Below are 23,108 nucleotides of genomic sequence, written 5' to 3'. Positions count from 1 at the left end.
GAGCCTGTGTTTGCACTTCTATCCTTTTTTTCAAGTTTTTCTTTCAAACTTTCGGTAAATTTGTAAACACCAGTAATAATAAATCCTTCACAGCGTAAAGCCGGCTGGACGTTATGAGAGATTTTGCAAAACTTTACGAAAAAACATTTATGAGATACATTTTGCTTTACTTTTTTATATCCTCATGTAATCTTTTTGCTCAGGATCTTGCGTATATTAAATCTACAGATACAATTTATTTGTATTTCGACAAGCTCGAAAAGTTTGAAGATTTACATTTGAAAACAAACAAAAATGAGTTTGTCGAAAAATATATTTATCAATTTCCTGATGCAAAAGAATTGTATTTTGAAACCCATTTACAAAAACCTCATAAGACAAAACCCAGAATTGTCAGCAAAGATTTTATGGATAAAAACAAAAATAAAATTATCACGACCGATATTTTACATAAATATAACTTTGCCGAAATTCAAAATGCTTTATACAAACCAAGAAGAGTTTTTTATATAATAGACAAAGCTGACTTTAAGAGAAAAAAAATAGTCTTAAAAAAAGCAAATTACATGTTTTTTACCTACAATAAATATATAAAACCTCTCATAACAACGGTTTTATGAAATGGCTTAGTTCAGTTTTAATCGGTAATGGTCAGTGAATATTTTTCTTTCATTTAAATAAGTTTTTTTCTTTCAATATTTTCAGAATATTTGTAATCATCAGTAACAAAAACCCCGACTTCAAAAAGCTGGCGGGACGTTGTATTCAGCTGTTTCAAACGATAACCTATATGAAATTAATCAACAAATTATTTCTCTTTTCTATCCTAGCATTTTTATTATCAGTAATTCCTGTTTTTATTTTTCCAGACAACATAGATGTTAGGTCAAAATTTTATCAAATAATATTTGAAGGTTACTTATCTGTTTTTTTATTTCTAACATTACTGATCTTTTTAATAATTTTTGGATTAAAAGATATTAGAAAAAATAAATGGCTTGAGGGGGTAATTTTAATCTTTTTCCCTATAGTTCTTATAATATCAGTTGGTTATTTATTTTTATTATTTAAAGGAAATGATTTTGGAACCTTTAATAAAGATTTAATTGTTTATCAAAATACACACAATAAAGAATTAATAATTATCCAGCATTTAGAAGAAAACTTTGATGGTATTCCTCAATATAGAATTTTGAAAACATCAAATGATTTAAATTCTGGTCTAAGAAAATTTGAAAAAATTAACTTGAAGGAATACGATCTAATTAATTCCATTAATTTTTCAGCATTAACAGTTAATTGTCATTCAATACCGAAAACTCTAGAATATGCCCAAAATAATTACAAACTTAAATATTGTGCAAAAGAATAACTACAGCAGCATACAACAGCAGTTTTGTGAAAGCGGGGTTTAGGTGTGTATCGGTAAGAGCCGGTGTTTGCACTTCACTCCTATTTTTCAACTTTTTCTTTCAAACTTTTCGGTATATTTGTAAACATCAGTTGCAAAATACCCACCTTCACAAATCAGTCGGAAGGTTAACTGCAGACACGATTAATACAACCGTAAGGCAATATAACCAATGTAACCATGAAAACTATTAAAAACGTACTTTTGGTCTTTCTATTTTGCTCAACTGTCTATGCTCAAACAAACGTTAGTGGCGGTATTTACTCTAATACTATATGGAAAAAAGTCAACAATCCATATATTGTTACAGATAATATTGTTGTTTTTCCTGGAGTAAATCTTACTATTGAGCCAGGGGTAATAGCAAAATTTAATCCCGGAGTAGGACTTGAGGTGAGGGGTAAACTAATAGCTATCGGAAATGAAAATGACAGTATTACTTTTACTTCGAATTTACCGTCCCCAATTCGGCAGTCGTGGAATGGAATAACCGTTGTGGGAACTGATGAGACTGGCGGAGTAAGAGATCAAGTGATCATGGAATACTGCAAAGGAGAGTTCGCCAATTATTTTATCAACCTTGATATCGCATATAATGGACCATATATTTTCAGACACTGCTACTTCGCAAATAATCGTCAGGTAAATTATGATGGAGGGATTCCTAGTACAATCTTTGAAAATTGCAAATTTGAATCAAATTCCACAGCGTTAGGAGGGTGTCAATTTGCATCAAGAGTAAGCAATAGTGTTTTTATTAATAATGTGTACGGGATTGAAGGGTTTGATAATATTGAAAATTGCTTCTTTTCCGGACATACAGTTGCATTATCTCCTTATGGCTCCACTGTTGGTTGCACAATTCAGAATAATTTCATAGGTGTACGTGCATGGTTCAATAGCACAAACAACAGGTTTGTAAATAACACTGTATCAAATAATGATGTTGGTTTTGAAATAATTTCATATTTTGATGATGTTGTTTTTACAGGAAATACCATTTGCAATAACAACTCTTGGAATCTTAAACTCTATCATAGCAACAATGCGGACCTTTCTTCTAATTGTTGGTGCTCAACCGATCCAAGTTTCATAAGTTCAACTATAATAGACGGTTATGAAAACATTGAATATGGACTTGTAAACTTTATCCCATTTATGACAAGCTGCCAAGAAACTGAAAACGAAAACAATGAACCTTTGGACAATAAAAACTTTCCGCCAGCTGCTTTCCCTAATCCTTTTAACGATCAACTTACTTTAAGAATACCTGGAGGTGAATTGACCACTATTTACCTTTATGACTTTCTTGGCTCCTTAGTATTACAGGAGACAACTACAAAAAACTCAATCATCATAAATACTGATCAACTTGTAGACGGTATTTACTTTTATGAGTTACGTAGCGACAAAGGAAGACTAAAAGCTGGAAAACTTATCAAACAATAAATACAAGAAAACCATTCACTAAAGTGGGTTTCAGATAGCCTGAAGTGCAAATTTGAAGCCAAATTCCACTACAAAACTTTATTAATAAATTGAAGCTATTCAATCAGGATCAAATTTGAAATTAAAGAAAAAATACAAATTGTTGAAAGGAGAATAATAAACTGCTGACAATAGCGGTTTTGAATAAGTGGGTTTAGAGTGTATCGGGAATAGCCGGCATTTGTATTTTTCTTTTTATAGATAGGTTTTTTCTTTCAAACTTTTCAATATATTTGTAAACATCAGTAATAAAAAATCCGCCACGGCATAAATACGCGGGACGTTAGCAGAAATCATTGAAAAACGCTAAAAATTTAAGATGAAAAAATTAATCATACTCTTTGCAATCGTTACTAATTTAGGTTGTTCAAATGAGAAAGAAGAAATTAGCGATAATCTTCAATATTTCAAATTCCAGCAAACAGATAGCGATAAATTTATTAACTCAACAGAAGTCGGAAAAGTTTTGATTTATAAAAACCAAAATGATTCTGAATTGAAATTCAAAGTTTTAATAAACAAAATAGAAAAGCAACTTGAAAGCAGAGGTGATTTTGTTTATGGTTCAACAAAATATTTCTATTACGATGAACAGAGAATTGAAATGCAATCAACTTTATTTGCTGATGGCGATTTTTGTTGCAATAGTTCGTTTTATTTAAGTTTAAAAAGATGGCCAAAAGTATATCAAACAAATCCAACTGTAATTTCAGAAGATTCAAAATTTATTACAACTATTGGATTAGTTCCTTTTGAAACAGGAATTCAAAGTGTTCTTTTAGATTATTCTGAAACGTTAATAAGTGTAACAATAAACGGAGTTACTTATAATAATGTTAGAAAAATAGAAATAAATCCAAATCCATTTCCAAACCCAAATTGGCAATTACCTAGTTTAAAGAATATATATTTTGACCAAAACAAAGGAGTTATTGGGTTTGACGACCTACAGAATAATGAATGGAGATTACAAAACTAAAATTATGGCTATCTGATAACAACAGTTTTGTGAAAGTGGGGTTCTAGAGCTAAATTTAAAGGTAATTTTATATATTTGACTTTAGTCCTTTTGGAATGGTCTGGGAACAAAATCCCCACCCACACAAAGCTGATGGGACGTAAGCAAAAAGTTTAGCGAACTGGCAGCAACCTATAATTTTATATGAACTTACAAGAACAAATAAAAGAGTATATTACTAGCCAGCCTGAACCAAAACGCAGCGACATGCAAGAGTTGCACCGCCTCATTCAGGAAGTAATGCCAGCATGTAAATTATGGTTCTTGGATGGTAAAAACAGTGAAAATAAAACTGTTTCTAATCCTAATATTGGATATGGGCTTCACACCATTAAATATGCTGATGGTAAAACCAGAGAGTTTTACCAAGTTGGCATCAGTGCAAACAAAACCGGAATCTCTGTCTATATTCTTGGTCTTAATGATAAGACATACTTAGCCAAAGCGTATGGAAACAAAATTGGCAAGGCGAGCGTTACAGGGTATTGCATTAAGTTCAAAACGCTGAAAGATATAAACAGAGATGTACTTGAATCAGCAATACGATATGGACTTGAGCATAAACATTAATTTCCCGGGCAAATTTTAAACTATAGGGTTCGTTGCGAGAAAAACCTCCCACCAACAGCGGTCTTGTGTAAGCAGAGTTACAGTGAGTATCAGTAATGGTCGATGTTTGCACTTCTCCCCTATTTTTAAACTTTTTCTTTCAAATTTTTCGATATATTTGTAAATATCACTAATAAAGATCCCCAACTTCACAAAGCCACGGGACGTTAGCGTCATTGTAAAATGACACCCCAACCGGCAAAGGGCGGGCAATTAAAAAACTAAATATGAGAAAAATAATTGCAGCAATAAATATGACACTTGATGGGTTTTGTGACCACACGGCAATAATCCCAGATGAAGAATTACATCAACATTATGCCGACCTATTAAGTAACGGAGACACAATTCTATATGGAAGGATAACTTACCAGCTTATGGAATATTGGAAAGCGGTAGTGGAAAACCCTACCGGTAACAAAGCAATGGACGAATTTGCGGCGATAATGGATAAAATCCCAAAAATTGTTTTTTCCCACACACTAAAAAATATAGAATGGAAAAGTGCAATGTTGGCAAATCGAGACCTTGAAGAAAAAGTTTTAGAACTAAAGCAACAATCTGGCAAGGACATTTTGGTCGGTAGTCGGAGCTTAATTATACAGTTATTGAAACTTAATTTAATAGACGAATTTCAGCTTTGCGTTCATCCCGTTGTTGCAGGAAACGGTTTACCATTATTTGAAAACATAAACGATAGGATAATTTTTAAACTTTTGAAAACAAAAACCCTTGGCTCAGGTGCAATCGTGCTTTATTATGAGCCAACAAAATAATAAACTACGAATCACTAACATCGGTTTACCGCAATGCACGCTGACGAGATTCTATGACACATTTGTGGTAACTCGAAGTACATTGCTTCTATTAAACTTTAGTGTTAATAATCCCAAACTTCATAAACCGACGGGACGTTAGCAGCTATATCATCAAAACTTAGTAAAAAAAATAATTTTATAATTTGAATCAATATTTTATAAAAACATTACTTTGCATTACATAGTATTATAAAATAAATATATCTTTGTAATACAAACATGCTAAAAACTGATTATGAAAAATTTTTTTTTAAGCTTACTGCTAACCTCATTTTTTTGTTCTTTATCTGCTCAGGAATTTAAAAAGAAAATTGACAGCATAATACAAAAAGAATTTAGTGAAATCAATGAACCGGGAGGTGCATTTTTAATTGCTAAAAATGGGAGAATTTTATACGAAAAAGCCTTTGGTAAGTCTAATTTGGAATTGAATGTCAATATGACTACAGAAAATGTTTTTCAGATAGGCTCAATGACTAAACAATTCACTGCAGTTTCTATATTAATTCTTGAAAAACAAGGAAAATTAAATATAAATGACCCTATTTCTAAATTTGTCCCTGATTATCCATCCGGAAATGAAATCACTATAAGGCATTTACTTACGCATACATCTGGAATTAAAGATTTTACTAAAATAAAAACAATATCCGACATTGCTCAAAAAGAAATGACTCCTAAAATGATGGTTAATTTTTTTAAGGATGAACCTAATGACTTTAAACCTGGTGAAAAATTTGAATACAATAATTCCGGTTATGTTCTATTAGGGCACATCATAGAATTAACTTCCGGAACAACCTACGAAGATTTTATACAAAAAAATATTTTTGAAAAAATTAAAATGAATAATTCCTATTATGCTTCAGATAGAAAAATTATAAAAAACAGAGCGTATGGATATCATAAGAAAAAGGATGGATTCGTTAATAAAACCATTATAAATTTTAGTGTCCCTTTTTCATCTGGTTCTTTAATGTCTACGCTAGAAGATATGTTGAAATGGCAAAATGCCCTGAATCAAAACCAAATATTAGATTCTGTAAATCTAAATAAAGCTTTTGAAAAATCTAAATTAAACAATGGTGAAGAAATCACATATGGATTCGGGTGGCATATAAAAGAAATCAACGGAATCCTGACAAGAGAACACGGAGGAAGTGTTTTTGGATTTAAATCAATGGCGGTGTACATTCCAAGCAAAGATATTTATGTAATTGGATTCAGTAACTGTGACTGTCATTCTCCAACAGAGATAACAAAAGAAATTGCTAAACTAACTCTCCAAAGTTTATAAGATTAAAATACCCAACCAAAAGCATTTTAAGAAATGAGCTGGTGCATTGTGTAATTGACAATCAGATCTCTATCCAACATTTAGTTATATTTGTATACATCAGTAACAAGATACATAACTTCATGAAACCGGCAGGAAGTTACCCATCATGCTTGCTTACACTGCAAACTAGAAAATATCTGCAAGCAATGATTGAAAACAGGAAAACCGAAACCCATTAAGATGAGCGCAACTTAAAACCAAATAACAATGAGAAAAATAATCGTCTTATCAATGATTACATTAGATGGGGTAATGCAAGCTCCTGGCGGACCTGAAGAAGATATATCGGGAGGTTTCGAATATGGCGGTTGGACTGCACCATATGGAGATGAAGTTTATGGTAACGTGGTGCAAAATGAACTAAAACCTGCAGATTATCTTTTAGGCAGAAAAACATTTGAGATTTGGGCCGACTACTGGCCTAAACACTCAGACTTTTGGCCAGGCATTAATGATGGTACAAAATACGTCCTATCAAAGACCATGAAAAAGTCAGATTGGAAAAACTCAGTTTTCATCGAAAGCGTAGAAGACATTAAAAAACTCAAAAATTCAAAAGGCTCAAACATTCAAGTCTGGGGCAGCAGTGAGCTCGTTCAGCTACTACTTAAAAATGACCTTGTAGACGAACTCAGACTCAAAATTCATCCTCTAACTTTAGGTAAGGGAAAAAAACTTTTTAATGATGGAACAATTCCTGCAGCATTTACATTAACAGAGAGTATTATCACGTCACGTGGAGTTATTATTGCCAGTTTCAAGCGAGCTGGAGAAGTTAAAACGGGTACGGTTGAAGCTTAAAGATTGCAAACATTAAACAGCAGGCCTTCATTGGCAGAGATGCAAAAAAACGGACGGCAGTTTCATACAAATGGGGTTTTTAAGAATAAATTAAACCCCTTTTATTAGTAAATTTGGTTTAGAGACATAACTAACAAAAAATAAAGTCCACTCTACAAAATAGAACAAACGTTAACGAGAATACTTGACATAGAATTAATGAAGATTTACAGTAACCTATAAATAAAACGGACACCATGGCAAAGCAACAGTTTTTTCTCAAATTAAATCCGCCCCGACCTACATTTATGATTGACATGACTACAGAAGAAAAAGCTGTGATGCAAAATCATGTTGCCTATTGGACATCTCTTCTTGACGATGGGACAGCTATTGTTTTTGGACCTGTATCTGACCCCAATGGTGGCTATGGTGTTGGTGTTGTATCTGTTGACAACGAAGAACATTTAAAAAAGATCATTGAGAACGACCCTGCTAATGGATTGAATAAATACGAATTCTATACAATGAGAGCAATATTTAAATAGAATTGATCACTTCGGTTATTTTAAACCGAGTAAAAGACTTGCCTTTCGGACTGAATCAAAAAATTATCGATGATAGTAAGAAATCTAAAATCACGAAAATTTTCTTTACAAGTAGATTCGGCAAAAACAATGCATTCCGAATTTTCTATGTCTATATCTTAGGACTTAAAATCACAGATGACATCAAAAAAAGGGTGAAGTAATTATCGACAGACATTTTTTTGGGCAACCAATTAAACTAACCAGACTCTACTCCCCTTCCGGTACTTCTAATAACATAGGGCTTTCAAAATCAAAACTGTATTTGAAAAACAAGGAAAAATACCAAAAATCCGCAAGGCCGGTTTACGATTTTAAAGTTGACTATTATCGTAACATATTTGACAGAAAATAAACAGTTGAAAAATTTTTTATTACTCCGTCATAACCTGTAAATTTCACAAACAACTCATTTACATACACCTAAAAGAACTATTTCTAAATAACAGTGACAACTGTTACAGAAACAGTATTTTCCCTTGTCATGGCACTTTTTTTCAACAAAACAATGTTAATCGTCTGATTTTCATGGATTTAATCTTTAAAAGAAAGCTAAAACTTAAACAAATTCATACATTTATAGCTAATACTAAAAAATAAGTATGTCAAAAAAAATTTATTGATGCAGTCAGGTTCATCTGTTTTCCTTTTCGAAGCGGACTGATCACAGATTGTCTTTGGCTGCAAACGTTCACCGGATTCAATGTTTATAGTATCAACTAAAATAAAGTCTTATGAAAAATGTTGCCAAAATTTATGTTGCCCTCTGTATTAGTTTATTTGCTTACTGCATTACCCAAGCGCAAGATAAAAAACCCAACATCCTTGTCATCTGGGGCGATGACATAGGAACAACCAACATCAGCGCATACAGTGATGGGCTGATGGGTTACACAACACCCAACATTGATCGCATTGCTGATGAAGGTATGCGTTTCCTTCAATACTACGGCGAGCAAAGTTGTACTGCCGGACGGGCAGCCTTTCTTACAGGGCAGCATGGTATCCGTACAGGACTTACCAAGGTAGGTTATCCTGGTGCTCCCATGGGTATGAATCAGTTAGATCCCTCCATTGGCGGATTCCTCAAAAGTCTTGGTTACACTACAGGACAGTTTGGAAAAAACCATGTTGGTGACCGCAATGAAAACCTGCCTACCGTAAATGGCTTTGATGAATTCTTCGGCAATCTCTACCACCTCAATGCTGAGGAAGAACCTGAATTGCCTGACTACCCAAAAGACCCTGCATTTAGGGAAAAATGGGGACCGCGCGGTGTTTTAAAATGTAAAGCGACCAACACTGATGATGCTACTGACGATCCCCGTTGGGGCAAGGTGGGAAAACAGACTATAGAAGATACCGGTCCGCTTACCAAAAAACGCATGGAAACCATTGATGATGAAACATCGGCTGCTGCCATTGATTTTATCAAACGCATGAATGCTGCAGGCAAACCATTCTTCTGCTGGTTCAATTCAACACGTATGCACTTCCGCACACATGTTCGCGCTGAGCACAGGGGTAAATACCAGTATGGAGACAGCGAGTATATAGATGGAATGATAGAACACGATATTACAGTTGGTGAAATACTGAAAGCACTGGATGAGCTGGGTATTGCCAACAACACCATTGTTGTATATTCAACAGACAATGGCCCTCACATGAATAGCTGGCCTGACGGTGCCATGACTTGGTTCCGCAGTGAAAAAAATACGAACTGGGAAGGCGCATTTCGAGTTCCCTGCCTGGTACGCTGGCCTGGTCATATTGCCCCTGGCACTGTTACAAATGAAATAATGAGTCACAACGACTGGCTACCCACACTATGCGCTATTGCCGGGGAATCCGACATTGTTAGTAAATGCCTGAAAGGTTATAAAGCAAATGGTAAAAATTATAAAGTACACCTTGATGGCTTCGACCAGTCGAAGTTTCTCACAACTGTGAATGGAACAATAGGCCGGAATAATGGAGTGAAAAGTGCACGCAATGTCTTTTTCTATACCGATGATGACGCAGAACTGGTGGCCATGCGTGTAAATGAGTGGAAGATGACGTTTGCCGAACAACGTCTCGCGGGAACCATGGGTGTGTGGGGCGAACCTTTCACAAAATTGCGCCTGGTGAAATTCACCAACCTGATGCAGGATCCTTTTGAGCGTGCTGATTTCACATCCAACACATATTGGGACTGGACCCTAAACCATGCTCCACAGATGTACCTAGGCATGGGATATGTAAGCGATTTTGCCGCATCCTTTAAGGAATTCCCTCCGCGCTCTTTTCCACCCAGCTTTAATCCTGCAAATATTATTGAAGGTGAGTTAAAAGCAATCAAAGCTAAGCAGGCACTTGAATTGAGTTTCCCTATGCTAAGACAGGAAAAAAAAGTAGAGCCGACTAATAAAAAGAAGAAAAAATAAAATGAATATCAATATTAAAAACTCAACATTATGAAAAAAATCATCATCGCAGTACTGTCCGTTATGTTACTTACAGTAGTAAACGTTAATGCACAATCTAAAAACGCTAAAGCACAATCTACTCCGGAGCAGCGTGCTGAAAAACTTACAACCTGGATGAAAGACAACCTGAACCTCACAGCCGAACAAATTCCGTTGGTACAGGAGCTTAATTTAAAATATGCACGCTTAAATGAGGAACTGAAAAATATGTCAGGGCCTAGAAACGAAAAAATGAAAAAAATAAAAAGCAATGAAACTGCAAAAGAAGAAGAACTGAAAAAGATTTTAACGCCTGAACAATTCCAAACATACACAACAAAAAAGAGAGAAGTGAAGGAAGAAGTAAAAACACGCTATAAAGAGAAAAACAAAAGTTATTAATTCATATTCCAATAACGAATTGGCCATCAAATAGATACATCGAAAAAGTATTCCTATGAAAGGAACCATGCAAATTGGCATATTTCGCAGCACGATATTGCCGGTGGATGAAAAAATGAAAATGAGCTCTCGAATTCCTCGTGTGGCAATCAAAACCGGCAATATGAGCGCGAGCAGTTCTGACACTTGTATTTCCAAAATGAAAATAAAAAGTTACATATTATGAAAATACAAACTTTCTTATGTGTAGCGGCACTATTGCTTGTCGCATGGATAAAACTGCCAGACTCAGAGGGAACAACTCAGCAAAAAAATAAGGACACGCTTCCCTCATGGAATGACGGACCGACAAAACAAGCCATTGTTAATTTTGTCAAGAAAACCACTACTGAAGGAAGCGCCGACTTTATTCCTGCGGCCGAACGTATCGCCACTTTTGATAATGACGGAACTCTTTGGGGTGAGCAACCACTATATTTCCAGTTCGCTTTTGCCATTGATCGTATCCGGGCAATGGCTCCTGAACATCCCGAATGGAAAAACCAGCAACCTTTCAAAGCAATTTTAGAGGGAGATATTAAGACGGCTTTGGCAGGCGGTGAGCATGACCTGCTCAAAATTATGATGACCACCCATGCCGGAATGACCACAGACGAATTTTCAAAAACTGTAGAAGATTGGATGCGTTCTGCTAAACATCCGAAAACCGGAAAACGTTACAACGAAATGATTTATCTCCCGATGGTGGAATTGCTGAAATACCTGAGAGCAAATGATTACAAAACGTTCATCGTTTCCGGTGGCGGAGTTGATTTCATGCGTGTGTGGGTAGAAAAAGCATACGGTATTCCGCCTTACATGGTCGTGGGCAGTTCAGGGAAAGTAAAGTATGAAGTTAGTAAAGATGGTCAACCGAAACTTGTAAAGCTTCCCGAATTAAATTTCATTGACGACAAAGAAGGAAAACCTGTGGGCATTCATCAGTATATAGGCAAGCGACCGGTCTTTGCTGCAGGAAACTCCGATGGCGATTATCAGATGCTCCAATGGACTACAACAGCAACAGGCTATCCACGCTTTGGACTGATTGTGCATCACACCGACGCTGACAGAGAATGGGCTTATGACCGTGAATCGCATATTGGTCAGTTGTCGAAAGGCTTAGATGATGCCGGAAAATATGGATGGGTTATGGTTGATATGAAGAAAGACTGGAAGACTATATTTGTAAAGTGATACGAATGATAAAACAGAATAACATGACAATTTCAACAACTGAAAACCCGGTCATGACAAGCGGTTACTCCCAAGTAAATGGAATGGCAATGTATTATGAAATTTATGGACAGGGAAAACCCCTAGTTCTTATTCATGGCGGTGGTTCTACCATTCAGACCACTTTTGGAAGAGTAATACCTCTTTTCTCCAAAGAGCACCAGCTGATTTGCGTTGAACTTCAGGCGCATGGACGGACGAGTGACCGAAATACTCCCATTTCATTTGAGCAGGACGCCGATGATGTTGCCGCACTCCTTAAAAACCTTCACATTCACAAGGCTGACCTTTTTGGTTTTAGTAATGGCGCAAACACCGCATTACAAATGGCGATAAGACATCCGGAACTTTGCCATAAAATAGTGGCAGCTTCTCCTTTACTAAAAAAAAATGGTGCATTTCCGCAGTTTTGGGAGTTTATGAAAAACGGAACATTTGAGCAAATGCCGCAACAATACAAAGACGCTTTTTTAATGGTCAATCCCGACAGTACAAAGCTTATGAATATGTATGAAAAATGCGCCGAAAGGGTGATAAACTTCAAAGAATTTTCAGATGACCAGATAAAATCAATTAAACTTCCCGTTTTGCTCGTTAATGGCGACCAGGATGTGGCAACTTCCGAACATATTGTTGCTATGTCGAAACTAATTCCTGATTGCAAACTGGCAATTATCCCGGGTGGGCATGGCGCCTATATCGGAGAAATCACAACATTAAATCCAAACTTTAAAGAGAATGAATTCATCGTTCCCTTGATTGAAAAATTCTTTGAAGAAGAACCAAAACTTTAATATTAACGGGCAAAAAAGAAAAAACTTCAAAATAAAAGTTTTAATTGCATCTCCGAAGATACCCCCCTCCTTAACTTTTACATAATTTTTTACTTTCACTTCTATTAAGGAAAAACTATATTTGAAAAGTTAAAGCAAATTATTTAACTGTTTTCAGATACATGAAAAAACTTGCAATAATCGGAGCCAGTTACCTGCAGTTGCCCTTGGTGAAAAAAGCCAAAGCAATGGGTATTGAAACTCATTGTTTTGCGTGGGATGAAGGTGCCGTTTGCAGAGAAGTTGCTGATTTTTTTTATCCGATTTCTATTTTGGACAAAGAAGCAATTTTACTTGAATGCGAGAAAATACAAATTGATGGGATCACCACTATTGCGACAGATATGGCCATGCCCTCTATCAGTCATGTGGCTGAAAGATTGAATCTGACAGGAAACAGTTATGAAACTGCATTGAACACAACTGACAAATGGCGAATGAGAAATGTTTTTTTTCAATCCGGTTGTGCAATTCCAAACTTTCGGGTAACTGATAAACCTGAAAATAACCAGTTGAATTTTGATTTCCCGGTTATCGTAAAGCCTATAGATCGTTCCGGGAGCAGAGGCGTAAAAAAAGTGAATTCTCAAAATGAGTTATCAGAAGCTATTGCTGTAGCTCTTGAAGAATCAATTTCAAACAGGGCCATTATTGAAAATTTTATCGAAGGAAGGGAAGTTAGTGTTGAAAGTATCAGTTGGAAAGGGGAACATTATATTTTGGCAATCACTGATAAAGTGACAACCGGAGCACCTCACTTTGTCGAATTGGCACATCATCAGCCAAGTTTGTTGTCCTCGGAAATTCAGGAAAAAATAATAACCGAGACCCTTAAAGCTTTAACGTCGCTAAATGTGGAATATGGAGCCGGGCATACAGAAATTAAAATCGATGAAAACGGAGAAGTTTATATTATAGAGGTTGGTGCCCGGATGGGAGGAGATTTTATAGGTTCTGACCTTGTGGAACTTTCCACAGGATATGATTTTATACAGGGAGTTATTGAAATTGCCCTGGGAAATTTTTCAGTCCCTGTTTTACGTCAAAAAAATTCTTCCGGGGTTTATTTTTTGTGCAAGGAAACTGCTCCCCTGTTATCTTATTTCGAAACAAATAACGAGTTTGACGTTGAAAAAAAAATCCAGAATAAAAATTTAAAATATATTAGCAACAGTAATGACCGCTCTGGGTACTTGATTTACCAATCGATTAAGAGACAAGAATTGCTTTAAAATATTATCAATGAAAATTTCAGTAGTATCCACCTTATACAAATCAAAGGTTTTTTTAGAGCAATTTTTGATTGAAATCGGAAAAGCTTTATCGGCAATTGAATGTAATGATTTCGAATTACTATTTGTTAATGATGGTTCTCCTGATGACTCGGTTGAATATCTCTTGGGACGAAAAAAAGATATTCCGCAGATAAAAATAATTGACCTCTCCCGAAATTTTGGCCATCACTATGCTATTCAGGCAGGATTGCAATATGCTAATGGGGATTATATATTTTTGATCGACAATGATCTCGAAACATCTCCTGAAATTTTAGTCGAATTCTATAATGAAATTAAAGGAAATCAATCGTTGGATGTGGTTTATGGTTTTCAGGAAAGCAGAAAGGGAGATTTTCTTGAACGGAACAGCGGCAGCCTTTTCTGGATTTTAATTAATAAGCTTTCCGACACTAAGATACCTCACAATATCTTAACCGAACGGCTAATGACTCATCAGTATGTAAAAGAATTACTTCGATTGCAGGATGCAAATTTATTCATTGGCGGGATGATGTACTGGGTTGGTTTCAACCAAAAAGGGATTCCTGTTAAAAAAGGAGCCAGAGATGGAGCGAGTACTTACACATTCAAACGAAGAGCCAAATTAATGCTTCAGGCCATAACTTCTTTTTCAGGAAAGCCATTGGAATGGTTATTCTATTTTGGTTTATCAATTTCCTTTTTCAGTTTTTTATTTATCATTTATCTTGTCATCCAGAAGTTAATTTATCAAGATCAGGTCCAATTGGGATGGACGTCCATTATAGCTATCAATGTTCTTATTTTGGGAGTAATTTCAACTTTTCTGGGTATCATTGGAATCTATATCTATAAGATTTTCAAACAAGTACAAGGCAGACCTAATGCAATTGTAAAAAGAATTTATGAGTAAAACATTAGGTGTTATCGGAGCCGGCCATTTAGGCCAACAACTTGCCCATTTTGCTTTGACAGATCATCATTACTCAAATGTGGTCTTTTTTGATGATTTTTGTAAGGAACCAAATGTTTTTGATTGCAAGATTCTCGGAGGTACTGATGCTATAGAAAAAGCTTATCTCGAAAAAGAGTTTGATGAATTGCTTGTGGGTATCGGTTACAAACATCTGTCTGTGAGAAAACAGTTTTTTGAAAATTTTAAAGGAAAAATCCCATTTGGAAAGATTATTCATAGCAGCTGCCAAATAGATATTACAGCGGAAATCCGTGAAGGTGTCGTACTTTACCCGAATACGACCATCGACCAGCGCACGATAATTGATTGTAATACAATCGTAAATCTGGATTGTACGATTTCTCATGATAGTTATATTGGTTCTCATTGTTTTCTTTCACCAAGGGTAGCGATTGCCGGCTTTGTGAAAATTGAGGAGCAATCGGTTTTGGGAATAAATTCCACCATTATCGATAATCTGACCATTTGTAAAAAAACTCAGGTGGGAGCCGGTGCAGTAGTGATTAAAAAAATTGAAAAATCAGGATTGTATGTTGGAAATCCTGCCAAATTTATTAGATAATGATTCCATTCAACAAACCCTATCTTACCGGGAAAGAAACCCAATATATTGAAGAAGCTGTAAAATCAGGTAAAATTTCAGGCAATGGAATGTTCACACAAAAGTGCCAGGCTTTCTTTGAACAAAAATATGGGTTTAAAAAAGCACTGTTGACTACTTCCTGTACAGACGCTCTTGAAATGTGTGCCATTTTGGCCAACATTCAACCAGGAGACGAAGTTATAATTCCGAGTTTCACATTTGTGTCTACGGCACTGGCCTTTGTGAGGCAGGGCGCTAAAATTGTTTTTGCAGATTCAAGTCCAAACCACCCAAATATAGATGTTTCGAAATTAGAAGCATTGATTACTCCTAAGACCAAGGCTATTGTTCCGGTTCATTATGCCGGTGTTGCTTGTGATATGGACGAAATCATGAGACTGTCCGAGAAATATAATTTAATTATCATTGAAGATGCAGCTCAAGCCATCGATTCTTATTATAAAGGAAAAGCATTAGGCTCTATTGGCCACATGGGGGCATTTTCATTTCACGAAACTAAAAATATTATTGCGGGCGAAGGCGGAATGTTAACCATTAACGATGCAAAATTTATTCCCCGTGCCGAAATAATCTGGGAAAAAGGAACCAACAGAGCGGCATTTTTCAGAGGAGAAATCGATAAGTATACTTGGGTTGACACAGGGTCTTCTTTTTTACCATCCGAAGTAATTGCTGCTTTTTTATGGGCACAGATTGAAAAATTGGAGGATATCCAGAAAAAAAGATTGCAGATGTGGAACTGTTATTATGAAAATTTGAAAGATTGGGCAAAAAATAATGAGATTGAATTGCCGGAGATTCCTGATTTTGCGTCCAATAATTCGCATATGTTTTATCTGGTGTGTCCTTCCGAGGTCCATCGTTCGCGCCTTATCCGTTATCTGAAAGATAATAACATACTGGCTATTTTCCATTATCAGAGCCTGCATTCGAGTCCGTATTATTCTAATAAATACGATGGAAGTCTGTTACCAAATGCGGATAGCTTTTCAGAAAAATTGGTAAGACTCCCTATGTTCTACGAATTGGATGTGGAGAAGGTTATTTCGGCAATATTGCTTTTTCATGATAAAGTCGCCGATTCACTGTAAGTTGAAATTTGATTGTTAAAATTTTGATTGTTTGTCTGTTATCGCATTCAAATACCCATCTCTTCTGATTTCACAACTCACTTTTTTTCATTAACTTTAATAATGTTAAAAAAACTGTCCCACAATCTCAAATTGAACGTATGGAAACCAGCCATGTTGTAAAAGTCTTAAAAGCCCAATTTATTACACATGATGTGAAATCTTTTGTGGTGGAAAAGCCCGAAGGATATACATTTACGCCCGGCCAAGCCACGGAAGTATCCATTAATAGTCCTCAATGGAAAAACGAAAAACGTCCATTTACTTTTACAAATCTGAAAGAGTCAAACAATTTGGAATTCATGATCAAGATTTACAAAGAACGCAAGGGGGTAACAAACGAATTAGGGCGCATAAACGCTGGTGATGAATTAATTCTCCATGATGTTTTTGGAACAATAAATTACAAAGGTCCGGGAGTTTTCATTGCCGCCGGTGCAGGTATAACTCCTTTTATTTCAATATTCCGAAACCTTTATAAAAACAACCAGATTCACGGAAACCGGTTGATATACGTTAACAAAACTTCCGAAGACGTAATAATGGCCAACGAATTGCAAAAAATGCTGAAAAATAATTTCATAAATTTCTACACAAGGGAAAATATAGTTGGTTTTCAGGGTCGAAGAATTGATCGTAATTTCCTCATCGAAAACATATTGGATTTCAGTCAGAATTTCTACGTATGTGGCCCGGAAGATTTTGTAAAAACCATTACAGATATTTTACTTGATTTGGGCGCAACTCCGGAAGCAATCGTCATTGAAAACTAAATCATCTCTCCTATTTATTATATAAAATAAAAAAACTCCGGCTTGTTGACCGGAGTTTTTTGTAATAATCAAATCAATTACTCTTTAACTATTCGGATCGTTTTCTGATTATTACCTTGTTGAACTATTGCAATATAAACCCCTCTCTGAAGATTTTCACCAAAAGTTACTTTGGACTCTTTGACATCGGTCAATTCTTTTATCAATCTTCCGGAAATATCTAATACGCTTATATTGATATTGTCGCTGCTCTCACTCTCAATTTCAAATGTGAACTGATTGTTACTTGGGTTTGGATAGGCATTAACATTAAATAATGCAACATTTTCTCCGTCCACCTGTTTTGCAGGTATTACATTTCGGTTTTCACAATTTGGTGCACATTCTCCTAAGTAATCACCATGAGCCAAATGCGCTGCCACAGCGCTCTGATCCACACAAATATTTATACATGGATTTTTGGCGCTACCTGTTTTATGGCAAAGATACACTTTTGGTACACCGCTGCTTCCAGGAGAGCAAGGGACATCTTCTGAAGCAACTTCTATTGGTCTAACATGGATTGTTCGGGATTTGGTGATTGTTCTGTTGCAATTATCTGTATAGGTCCAACTCTCCGTAATATCACCGTCACAGAACCCAGCCGGATCCTGAACGCTTAAAGTGGACGTTACCAAACCGCTGATTTCACAGTTGCCCGTTTTTCCATTGGTATAACCCAAGGTACTCGTAGTTGCCGCACCGCAATCCACAGTAATATCGCTTACAGTTGCAAAAGAAGCTTCCGCTTTTGGTCTAACATGGATTGTTCGGGATGCCGTAATTGTTCTGTTGCAACTATCGGTATAAGTCCAGCTCTCCGTAATGTCCCCACCGCAGTATCCAGCCGGATCCTGATCGCTTAAAGTGGACGTTACCGAACCCTTGATTTCACAGTTGCCTGTTCTTCCATTGGTATAATCCAAGGAACTCCTAGTCGCCGCACCGCAATCCACATTAATATCGCTTACGGATGCAAATGAAGCTTCCGCTGCTGGTCTGACATGGATGATGCGTGAAGCCGTAATGGTTCGGTTGCAATTATCGGTATAGGTCCAACTCTCAGTAATGTCCCCGCCACAGTATCCAGCCGGATCCTGAACGCTTAAAGTGGACGTTACCGAACCTTTGATTTCACAGTCGCCCATTTTTCCGTTAGTATAAGCCAAAGAACTCGTAGTCGCCGCACCGCAATCCACAGTGATATCAATCACAGGGTCAAAAGAAGCAACTTCTGGCGGATTTACCCTAATTGTTCTACTATGCGTGATAGTTCTGGAAAATGCATCCGTAAAAGTCCATGTTTCAGTGATTACGCCGCCACAAATACCAGAAGGAATTTGTGCACTTTGTGTGGAAGGTACTGATCCATTAATCCCACAAAGTCCCGTTAAACCATTAGTATAACTTAAAGAACTTAATGTAGGAATTGCTCCGCATGAAACAGTAATATCTGCAGGATGAGTGCTAAATACAGCTTCAGTTGGTGCATTTACTACATGAGATACCGGAAAAGAGGTAGATCCGAGAAATTTACAATTACTACCACTTGGTGAATAAACAGCAGTAATGGTATGGGTAACGCCGGGTGAAAGTGAACTGGTAGTGAAGGCGACAACATTTCCATTAGGCCCATTAGTCAGATCACCCGTTCCTATGGTTATTCCGTTAGATATTGGTCCGTCATAAAATGTTACTGATCCGCATTTTGGATTATTGTTACTCTGACCAGCATTTGAAACTGTTGCAGTAAAAGTCACACTTCCTCCACAAGCTGATGGGTTAGTACCCAATGTACGTGTAAGAACTGTAGTTGTAGGATCATCATTACCCTTAAAAATAACCTCCACATTCAAACCCGATGAAAGACCGTTAGCCGTCGTTATTAATTTAGAACCCCCCGAATAATAGTCGTCCCTATCAGAGTAAATAGTCGGTGAAGCCCTTAAATAATGCAAATTATTATCCACTAACTTCGTCTTACCAAAGATTACAGTTGTGAATGATAAGGCCGTAAATAATACTAAATTCCTCCAAAACCCTTTTTTAAGTAGTAATGTTTCCATAGTTGTGGTATTTATTAAACAATAAACTCTATTTAAGCCCATAACAAAATTGTTACGGTTTAGTCATACGTACGTCTTGCAGGGAATGGTAACAGACACTACTGCCCGATCCCGAAAATCAATAAATGGGGTAAACTTGTAAAGGCTTAAGTGCCCACTGTTATATTTGAGCACTTTTAAACCAGTTGCTATAAAAATTCGATAATTTGAACTCTAATTTAGAATTATGCTTATAAGAATCTTAACAAGACATTAAGTTTTCGATAAAAGGCACAAAAAAACTGCCTAAAGCAGTTTTACAGATTTAAATTTTTCACCGTTGGGTACAATAATTAAAAATTCTTAAATTTTAAAAAATAAATAAAAATAACCACATAGAAACATAGTTAAAAAAAATTCCATAGACCAATTCTTGGTTTTATATAGCTTATGATTGGTTATAATAAGAATCCATAAAAACTATGTTCCTATATGGTGAAACAAATACAAATGAATTACGCCAACGGGTTAAATTACCATTTTGATGACATAATATTAAAAAAACTCCGGCTTGTTGGCCGGAGTTTTTTTAATAATCAAATCCATTATTCCTTAACTATTCGGATCGTTTTTTGATTATTACCTTGTTGAACCATTGCAAAATAAACCCCTCTTGGAAGGCTTTCACCAAAAGTTACTTTAGACTCTTTGACATTGGTCATTTCTTTTATCAATCTTCCGGAAATATCTAATACAGTTATATTGATATCGTCGCTGCTCTCACTCTCAATTTCAAATGTGAACTGATTGTTACTAGGGTTTGGATAAGCTTTGACATTGAAAGAAACTGCTACTGGTTTAATTTCATCTATATCCCCTGGTTTCGCTGTTCCTGAAGGGGTACTTACCACAACAATATCAGTACCATCTGCTTTCGGGTCAGCAATTGCAGTCGTCGGATCAGCAGTTTCACTGGCTCCAGGCTGATTATCATAAATAACAACTCCTGTGTTTTTATTATAAATTTTCAGCCTAAATTTATCTGATCCGGTAGGAGTGGTTTGATTTTTCCCGTCAATAACCGTTAAAACAAATGCCAATCCGCCTTGCTCTACCCCATTTATAATAGTTTTACCTAAACCTTTATATTGAGCTTTATTGCCGTTAACAACCAGATAATCATAATTTAAAGCGTTAAAACCAAAATTATACTCGCCATCACTGATTTTTAAATCGATTTGGGTCTCACCCTTCGGATTTGTCGCGTTTTTAACATAATTGGAAGCAAATCCGAAGGCGACTTTATCCGTAAGATTGGGTCTTGCTGTTAAGGCCCCCTCCGGCGAAATGAATTTACCCCCTCCATATGTATAACCACCTTTTGGATCGTACACTACAAAATAGGCTTCGTAATCACCATTTGTTGTAGCATAACTGGTTATTCCATTTTGATCAGTAACGTTCATTCGTATTTTATATACACCTGCTGCAGTCGGTTTAAAACTTCCCGACACTTTTCCCGCTCTATTTCCACTTGGCTCAGCAGTTACTACACCATTAACGATTGTACCATCAATAGACCATTTCACAGAATGCCTGTTACCTGGTTTATCCCAAAATGTTCCGGTCAAATTAATAGTTTCTCCTAATTTAATTGATTTTCCGGCATTAGGCCCCGTAATGTTGTGAGCAACGGTGACAGCAGTTGTTGGTCTTGGTTCTGTCAACGTCAATACATGATCACATGCATCGGTTAAACTTAAAACTTCAATGGTATAAGTTCTGCCAATATCAGGAGTAACTAATGCCTGAACCCCAGATCTTTCGGCACGAAGTTGAATGTGAAGCTTACCATCATCGCCCATTACTGCAGTACCTTCCACTGATTGTCCGCTGATACTTTGATTAGTTCCTATCCAAATATCCGAATCAGTATTGCCATCCCCAATAGCATTAAATGGTTCATTGCTCGTTACTTTTACACGACCGCTGGCTATTCCACAATTATCTGAAGCATTTGTTGTTATCGCTATATCAACCATTTTATGGTTTGGTGGCCAAAGGGATGTTTTATCCACGGATAGGCTAAAGGTGGTATTGAGGGGAATGGTTGGCGCTTCATTATCGCCGCCGTTGTACTCCACATTGCAAGTAACGCTATTCTGGCAATTATCTACTATCGTAAACTCATAGGTAAATGACCAACTGCAATTGCTGTTTCCTGTCCCCGGAGTTGTAAAGGTATGCGTGGCCGTTACAGATGTATCGCAATTGTCCTGATACAACGCTGCTACTGATGCTGCCAATGTACTGGCATCAAAAGCTTCCGCTGCACTCAGACACTGGTTTAGATTACTTTGATTCAGGCTACTACAATCTATGTCTGCGTCTACCAATGTCGGAGCTTCATTATCACCGCCGCTGTACTCCACTTGGCAAGTAACGCTGTTATTGCAATTATCTACTATCGTATACTCATAAGTAAATGACCAGCTGCAATCGCTGTTTTCAGCCCCTGGAGTCGTATTGGTCAGCGTGGCTGTTACAGATGTATCGCAATTGTCCTGATACAATGCCGCTACCGATTCTGCCAATGTATTGGCATCAAAAGCTTGCGCTGCACTCAGACACTGGTTGAGATCACTCTGATTCAGACTGCTACAAGCTGTGCTTGCATTTACCAATGTCGGAGCTGTCTTATCTAAAACCCTTGTTGTAGCCTCTGATGCTCCGCAGCTGCCACTACCTCCTGTACCAGCGCTGGTACCACCGCATACATCAGTTATTACATAACGGGTTTTTATTTTGTAACCATCACAATTATCCGCAGTTGGCGGTGTATTTGCACCCCAGTTCACTCCGTCATCAAAACTATATTGAATGGTAAAGCCCGTTACAGCACTAGGAGGGGTAACTACAATAGCACTACCACAACCTGAATTAACTGTTGGAGCTGAGGGGGCGGTTGGGAAAATCACTGCATTGCCTGCGTCCGATGCTTCGCATGGAGCTTCAGCTCCTGCTAACGTTCCGCCGCAAGCTGCCGCCAGCACATATCTTGTTTTCATCGTATAACAGCCCGGCGTTGTTCCTGATGAATTGCTAGTACCCCATGTTGTTCCGCCATCAAAACTATATTGACGAGTAAAGCCGGTTACATCCGTTAAGGCCGGTATCGTTAAGGCTGCATTGCAAGTATTCGTTACTACAGGAGGAGATGGCTTCGCAGGATAAACGATTCCTGTTGCTGATCCGCTGGTACATGATCCAGTATT

Annotated in this window: 20 protein-coding genes; 18 read left to right on the top strand and 2 right to left on the bottom strand. The window is 36.8% G+C overall.

Going from position 1 to position 23,108, the window contains the following annotated elements:
* The first annotated feature begins 113 nt into the window (after positions 1 to 113).
* From FEDK69T_RS14805 to FEDK69T_RS14710, 18 genes are all read left to right on the top strand, one after another.
* Positions 114 to 620 (top strand): hypothetical protein, encoded by a 507-nt coding sequence (locus FEDK69T_RS14805; RefSeq protein WP_023574996.1) that lies wholly within the window; start codon positions 114 to 116, stop codon positions 618 to 620.
* 170 nt (positions 621 to 790) lie between these two features.
* Positions 791 to 1,372 carry a hypothetical protein gene (locus FEDK69T_RS14800; RefSeq protein ID WP_023574995.1) on the top strand — a complete coding sequence of 194 codons (582 nt, stop codon included), beginning with the start codon at positions 791 to 793 and terminating at the stop codon, positions 1,370 to 1,372.
* A 243-nt stretch (positions 1,373 to 1,615) separates the two neighbouring features.
* Positions 1,616 to 2,860 (top strand): T9SS type A sorting domain-containing protein, encoded by a 1,245-nt coding sequence (locus tag FEDK69T_RS14795; RefSeq protein ID WP_162147257.1) that lies wholly within the window; start codon positions 1,616 to 1,618, stop codon positions 2,858 to 2,860.
* 358 nt (positions 2,861 to 3,218) lie between these two features.
* On the top strand, positions 3,219 to 3,878 hold the full coding sequence (locus tag FEDK69T_RS14790; RefSeq protein ID WP_023574993.1) for a hypothetical protein: 660 nt from the start codon (positions 3,219 to 3,221) through the stop codon (positions 3,876 to 3,878).
* Positions 3,879 to 4,061: 183 nt separating this feature from the next.
* Complete coding sequence (locus FEDK69T_RS14785; RefSeq protein WP_035630910.1) at positions 4,062 to 4,487, top strand: DUF1801 domain-containing protein; 426 nt, start codon at positions 4,062 to 4,064, stop codon at positions 4,485 to 4,487.
* Between the two features lie 266 nt (positions 4,488 to 4,753).
* The gene (locus FEDK69T_RS14775; RefSeq protein WP_023574991.1) at positions 4,754 to 5,302 is read left to right on the top strand and encodes a dihydrofolate reductase family protein; all 549 of its coding nucleotides are present in this window, start codon (positions 4,754 to 4,756) and stop codon (positions 5,300 to 5,302) included.
* A gap of 277 nt (positions 5,303 to 5,579) precedes the next feature.
* Positions 5,580 to 6,641 carry a serine hydrolase domain-containing protein gene (locus FEDK69T_RS14770; protein WP_023574990.1) on the top strand — a complete coding sequence of 354 codons (1,062 nt, stop codon included), beginning with the start codon at positions 5,580 to 5,582 and terminating at the stop codon, positions 6,639 to 6,641.
* Between the two features lie 249 nt (positions 6,642 to 6,890).
* Positions 6,891 to 7,484, top strand: coding sequence for a dihydrofolate reductase family protein (locus FEDK69T_RS14765; RefSeq protein ID WP_023574989.1), 594 nt, complete (start codon positions 6,891 to 6,893; stop codon positions 7,482 to 7,484).
* A gap of 236 nt (positions 7,485 to 7,720) precedes the next feature.
* Positions 7,721 to 8,011 carry a YciI family protein gene (locus FEDK69T_RS14760; RefSeq protein ID WP_023574988.1) on the top strand — a complete coding sequence of 97 codons (291 nt, stop codon included), beginning with the start codon at positions 7,721 to 7,723 and terminating at the stop codon, positions 8,009 to 8,011.
* A gap of 773 nt (positions 8,012 to 8,784) precedes the next feature.
* Positions 8,785 to 10,479 (top strand): arylsulfatase, encoded by a 1,695-nt coding sequence (locus FEDK69T_RS14750; RefSeq protein WP_023574986.1) that lies wholly within the window; start codon positions 8,785 to 8,787, stop codon positions 10,477 to 10,479.
* Positions 10,480 to 10,509: 30 nt separating this feature from the next.
* Positions 10,510 to 10,902: a hypothetical protein gene (locus FEDK69T_RS14745; protein WP_023574985.1), complete on the top strand. Its 393-nt coding sequence runs from the start codon at positions 10,510 to 10,512 to the stop codon at positions 10,900 to 10,902.
* 222 nt (positions 10,903 to 11,124) lie between these two features.
* Complete coding sequence (locus FEDK69T_RS14740) at positions 11,125 to 12,138, top strand: HAD family hydrolase (protein WP_023574984.1); 1,014 nt, start codon at positions 11,125 to 11,127, stop codon at positions 12,136 to 12,138.
* 5 nt (positions 12,139 to 12,143) lie between these two features.
* Positions 12,144 to 12,971, top strand: a complete 828-nt coding sequence (locus FEDK69T_RS14735) for an alpha/beta fold hydrolase (RefSeq protein ID WP_023574983.1) — start codon at positions 12,144 to 12,146, stop codon at positions 12,969 to 12,971.
* A gap of 161 nt (positions 12,972 to 13,132) precedes the next feature.
* Entirely contained in the window at positions 13,133 to 14,242 is a 1,110-nt protein-coding gene (locus FEDK69T_RS14730; RefSeq protein ID WP_023574982.1) for an ATP-grasp domain-containing protein, read from the top strand.
* Between the two features lie 10 nt (positions 14,243 to 14,252).
* On the top strand, positions 14,253 to 15,179 hold the full coding sequence (locus FEDK69T_RS14725) for a glycosyltransferase family 2 protein (RefSeq protein WP_023574981.1): 927 nt from the start codon (positions 14,253 to 14,255) through the stop codon (positions 15,177 to 15,179).
* On the top strand, positions 15,172 to 15,804 hold the full coding sequence (locus tag FEDK69T_RS14720) for an acetyltransferase (protein WP_035630908.1): 633 nt from the start codon (positions 15,172 to 15,174) through the stop codon (positions 15,802 to 15,804). The genes FEDK69T_RS14725 and FEDK69T_RS14720 overlap by 8 nt, the downstream gene beginning before the upstream one ends.
* Positions 15,804 to 16,937, top strand: coding sequence for a dTDP-4-amino-4,6-dideoxygalactose transaminase (rffA, locus tag FEDK69T_RS14715; RefSeq protein ID WP_035630907.1), 1,134 nt, complete (start codon positions 15,804 to 15,806; stop codon positions 16,935 to 16,937). Before FEDK69T_RS14720 ends, rffA begins: the two co-directional genes overlap by 1 nt.
* Before the next feature lie 140 nt (positions 16,938 to 17,077).
* Positions 17,078 to 17,749, top strand: coding sequence for an FAD-binding oxidoreductase (locus FEDK69T_RS14710; RefSeq protein ID WP_023574978.1), 672 nt, complete (start codon positions 17,078 to 17,080; stop codon positions 17,747 to 17,749).
* Between the two features lie 77 nt (positions 17,750 to 17,826).
* Here FEDK69T_RS14710 and FEDK69T_RS14705 read toward each other — a convergent pair whose 3' ends face one another.
* Entirely contained in the window at positions 17,827 to 19,854 is a 2,028-nt protein-coding gene (locus FEDK69T_RS14705; RefSeq protein ID WP_023574977.1) for a T9SS type A sorting domain-containing protein, read from the bottom strand.
* 584 nt (positions 19,855 to 20,438) lie between these two features.
* Positions 20,439 to 23,108: T9SS type A sorting domain-containing protein (locus FEDK69T_RS14700; RefSeq protein WP_035656451.1), on the bottom strand; the 2,670-nt coding region annotated here is incomplete at its 5' end.

The organism is Flavobacterium enshiense DK69 (genome assembly GCF_000498495.1).
GTDB classification, from domain to species: domain Bacteria; phylum Bacteroidota; class Bacteroidia; order Flavobacteriales; family Flavobacteriaceae; genus Flavobacterium; species Flavobacterium enshiense.
Note: the sequence above shows the minus strand (reverse complement) of the source record. Positions and strands in the feature narration are given on the sequence as shown.

Excerpts from the sequence above, each read along its gene's own strand:
- FEDK69T_RS14805 (WP_023574996.1), top strand. The coding sequence starts at position 114 with ATGAGAGATTTTGCAAAACTTTACGAAAAAACATTTATGAGATACATT.
- FEDK69T_RS14800 (WP_023574995.1), top strand. The coding sequence starts at position 791 with ATGAAATTAATCAACAAATTATTTCTCTTTTCTATCCTAGCATTTTTA.
- FEDK69T_RS14790 (WP_023574993.1), top strand. The coding sequence starts at position 3,219 with ATGAAAAAATTAATCATACTCTTTGCAATCGTTACTAATTTAGGTTGT.
- FEDK69T_RS14785 (WP_035630910.1), top strand. The coding sequence starts at position 4,062 with ATGAACTTACAAGAACAAATAAAAGAGTATATTACTAGCCAGCCTGAA.
- FEDK69T_RS14775 (WP_023574991.1), top strand. The coding sequence starts at position 4,754 with ATGAGAAAAATAATTGCAGCAATAAATATGACACTTGATGGGTTTTGT.
- FEDK69T_RS14770 (WP_023574990.1), top strand. The coding sequence starts at position 5,580 with ATGAAAAATTTTTTTTTAAGCTTACTGCTAACCTCATTTTTTTGTTCT.
- FEDK69T_RS14765 (WP_023574989.1), top strand. The coding sequence starts at position 6,891 with ATGAGAAAAATAATCGTCTTATCAATGATTACATTAGATGGGGTAATG.
- FEDK69T_RS14760 (WP_023574988.1), top strand. The coding sequence starts at position 7,721 with ATGGCAAAGCAACAGTTTTTTCTCAAATTAAATCCGCCCCGACCTACA.
- FEDK69T_RS14750 (WP_023574986.1), top strand. The coding sequence starts at position 8,785 with ATGAAAAATGTTGCCAAAATTTATGTTGCCCTCTGTATTAGTTTATTT.
- FEDK69T_RS14745 (WP_023574985.1), top strand. The coding sequence starts at position 10,510 with ATGAAAAAAATCATCATCGCAGTACTGTCCGTTATGTTACTTACAGTA.
- FEDK69T_RS14740 (WP_023574984.1), top strand. The coding sequence starts at position 11,125 with ATGAAAATACAAACTTTCTTATGTGTAGCGGCACTATTGCTTGTCGCA.
- FEDK69T_RS14735 (WP_023574983.1), top strand. The coding sequence starts at position 12,144 with ATGATAAAACAGAATAACATGACAATTTCAACAACTGAAAACCCGGTC.
- FEDK69T_RS14730 (WP_023574982.1), top strand. The coding sequence starts at position 13,133 with ATGAAAAAACTTGCAATAATCGGAGCCAGTTACCTGCAGTTGCCCTTG.
- FEDK69T_RS14725 (WP_023574981.1), top strand. The coding sequence starts at position 14,253 with ATGAAAATTTCAGTAGTATCCACCTTATACAAATCAAAGGTTTTTTTA.
- FEDK69T_RS14720 (WP_035630908.1), top strand. The coding sequence starts at position 15,172 with ATGAGTAAAACATTAGGTGTTATCGGAGCCGGCCATTTAGGCCAACAA.
- rffA (WP_035630907.1), top strand. The coding sequence starts at position 15,804 with ATGATTCCATTCAACAAACCCTATCTTACCGGGAAAGAAACCCAATAT.
- FEDK69T_RS14710 (WP_023574978.1), top strand. The coding sequence starts at position 17,078 with ATGGAAACCAGCCATGTTGTAAAAGTCTTAAAAGCCCAATTTATTACA.
- FEDK69T_RS14705 (WP_023574977.1), bottom strand. The coding sequence starts at position 19,854 with ATGGAAACATTACTACTTAAAAAAGGGTTTTGGAGGAATTTAGTATTA.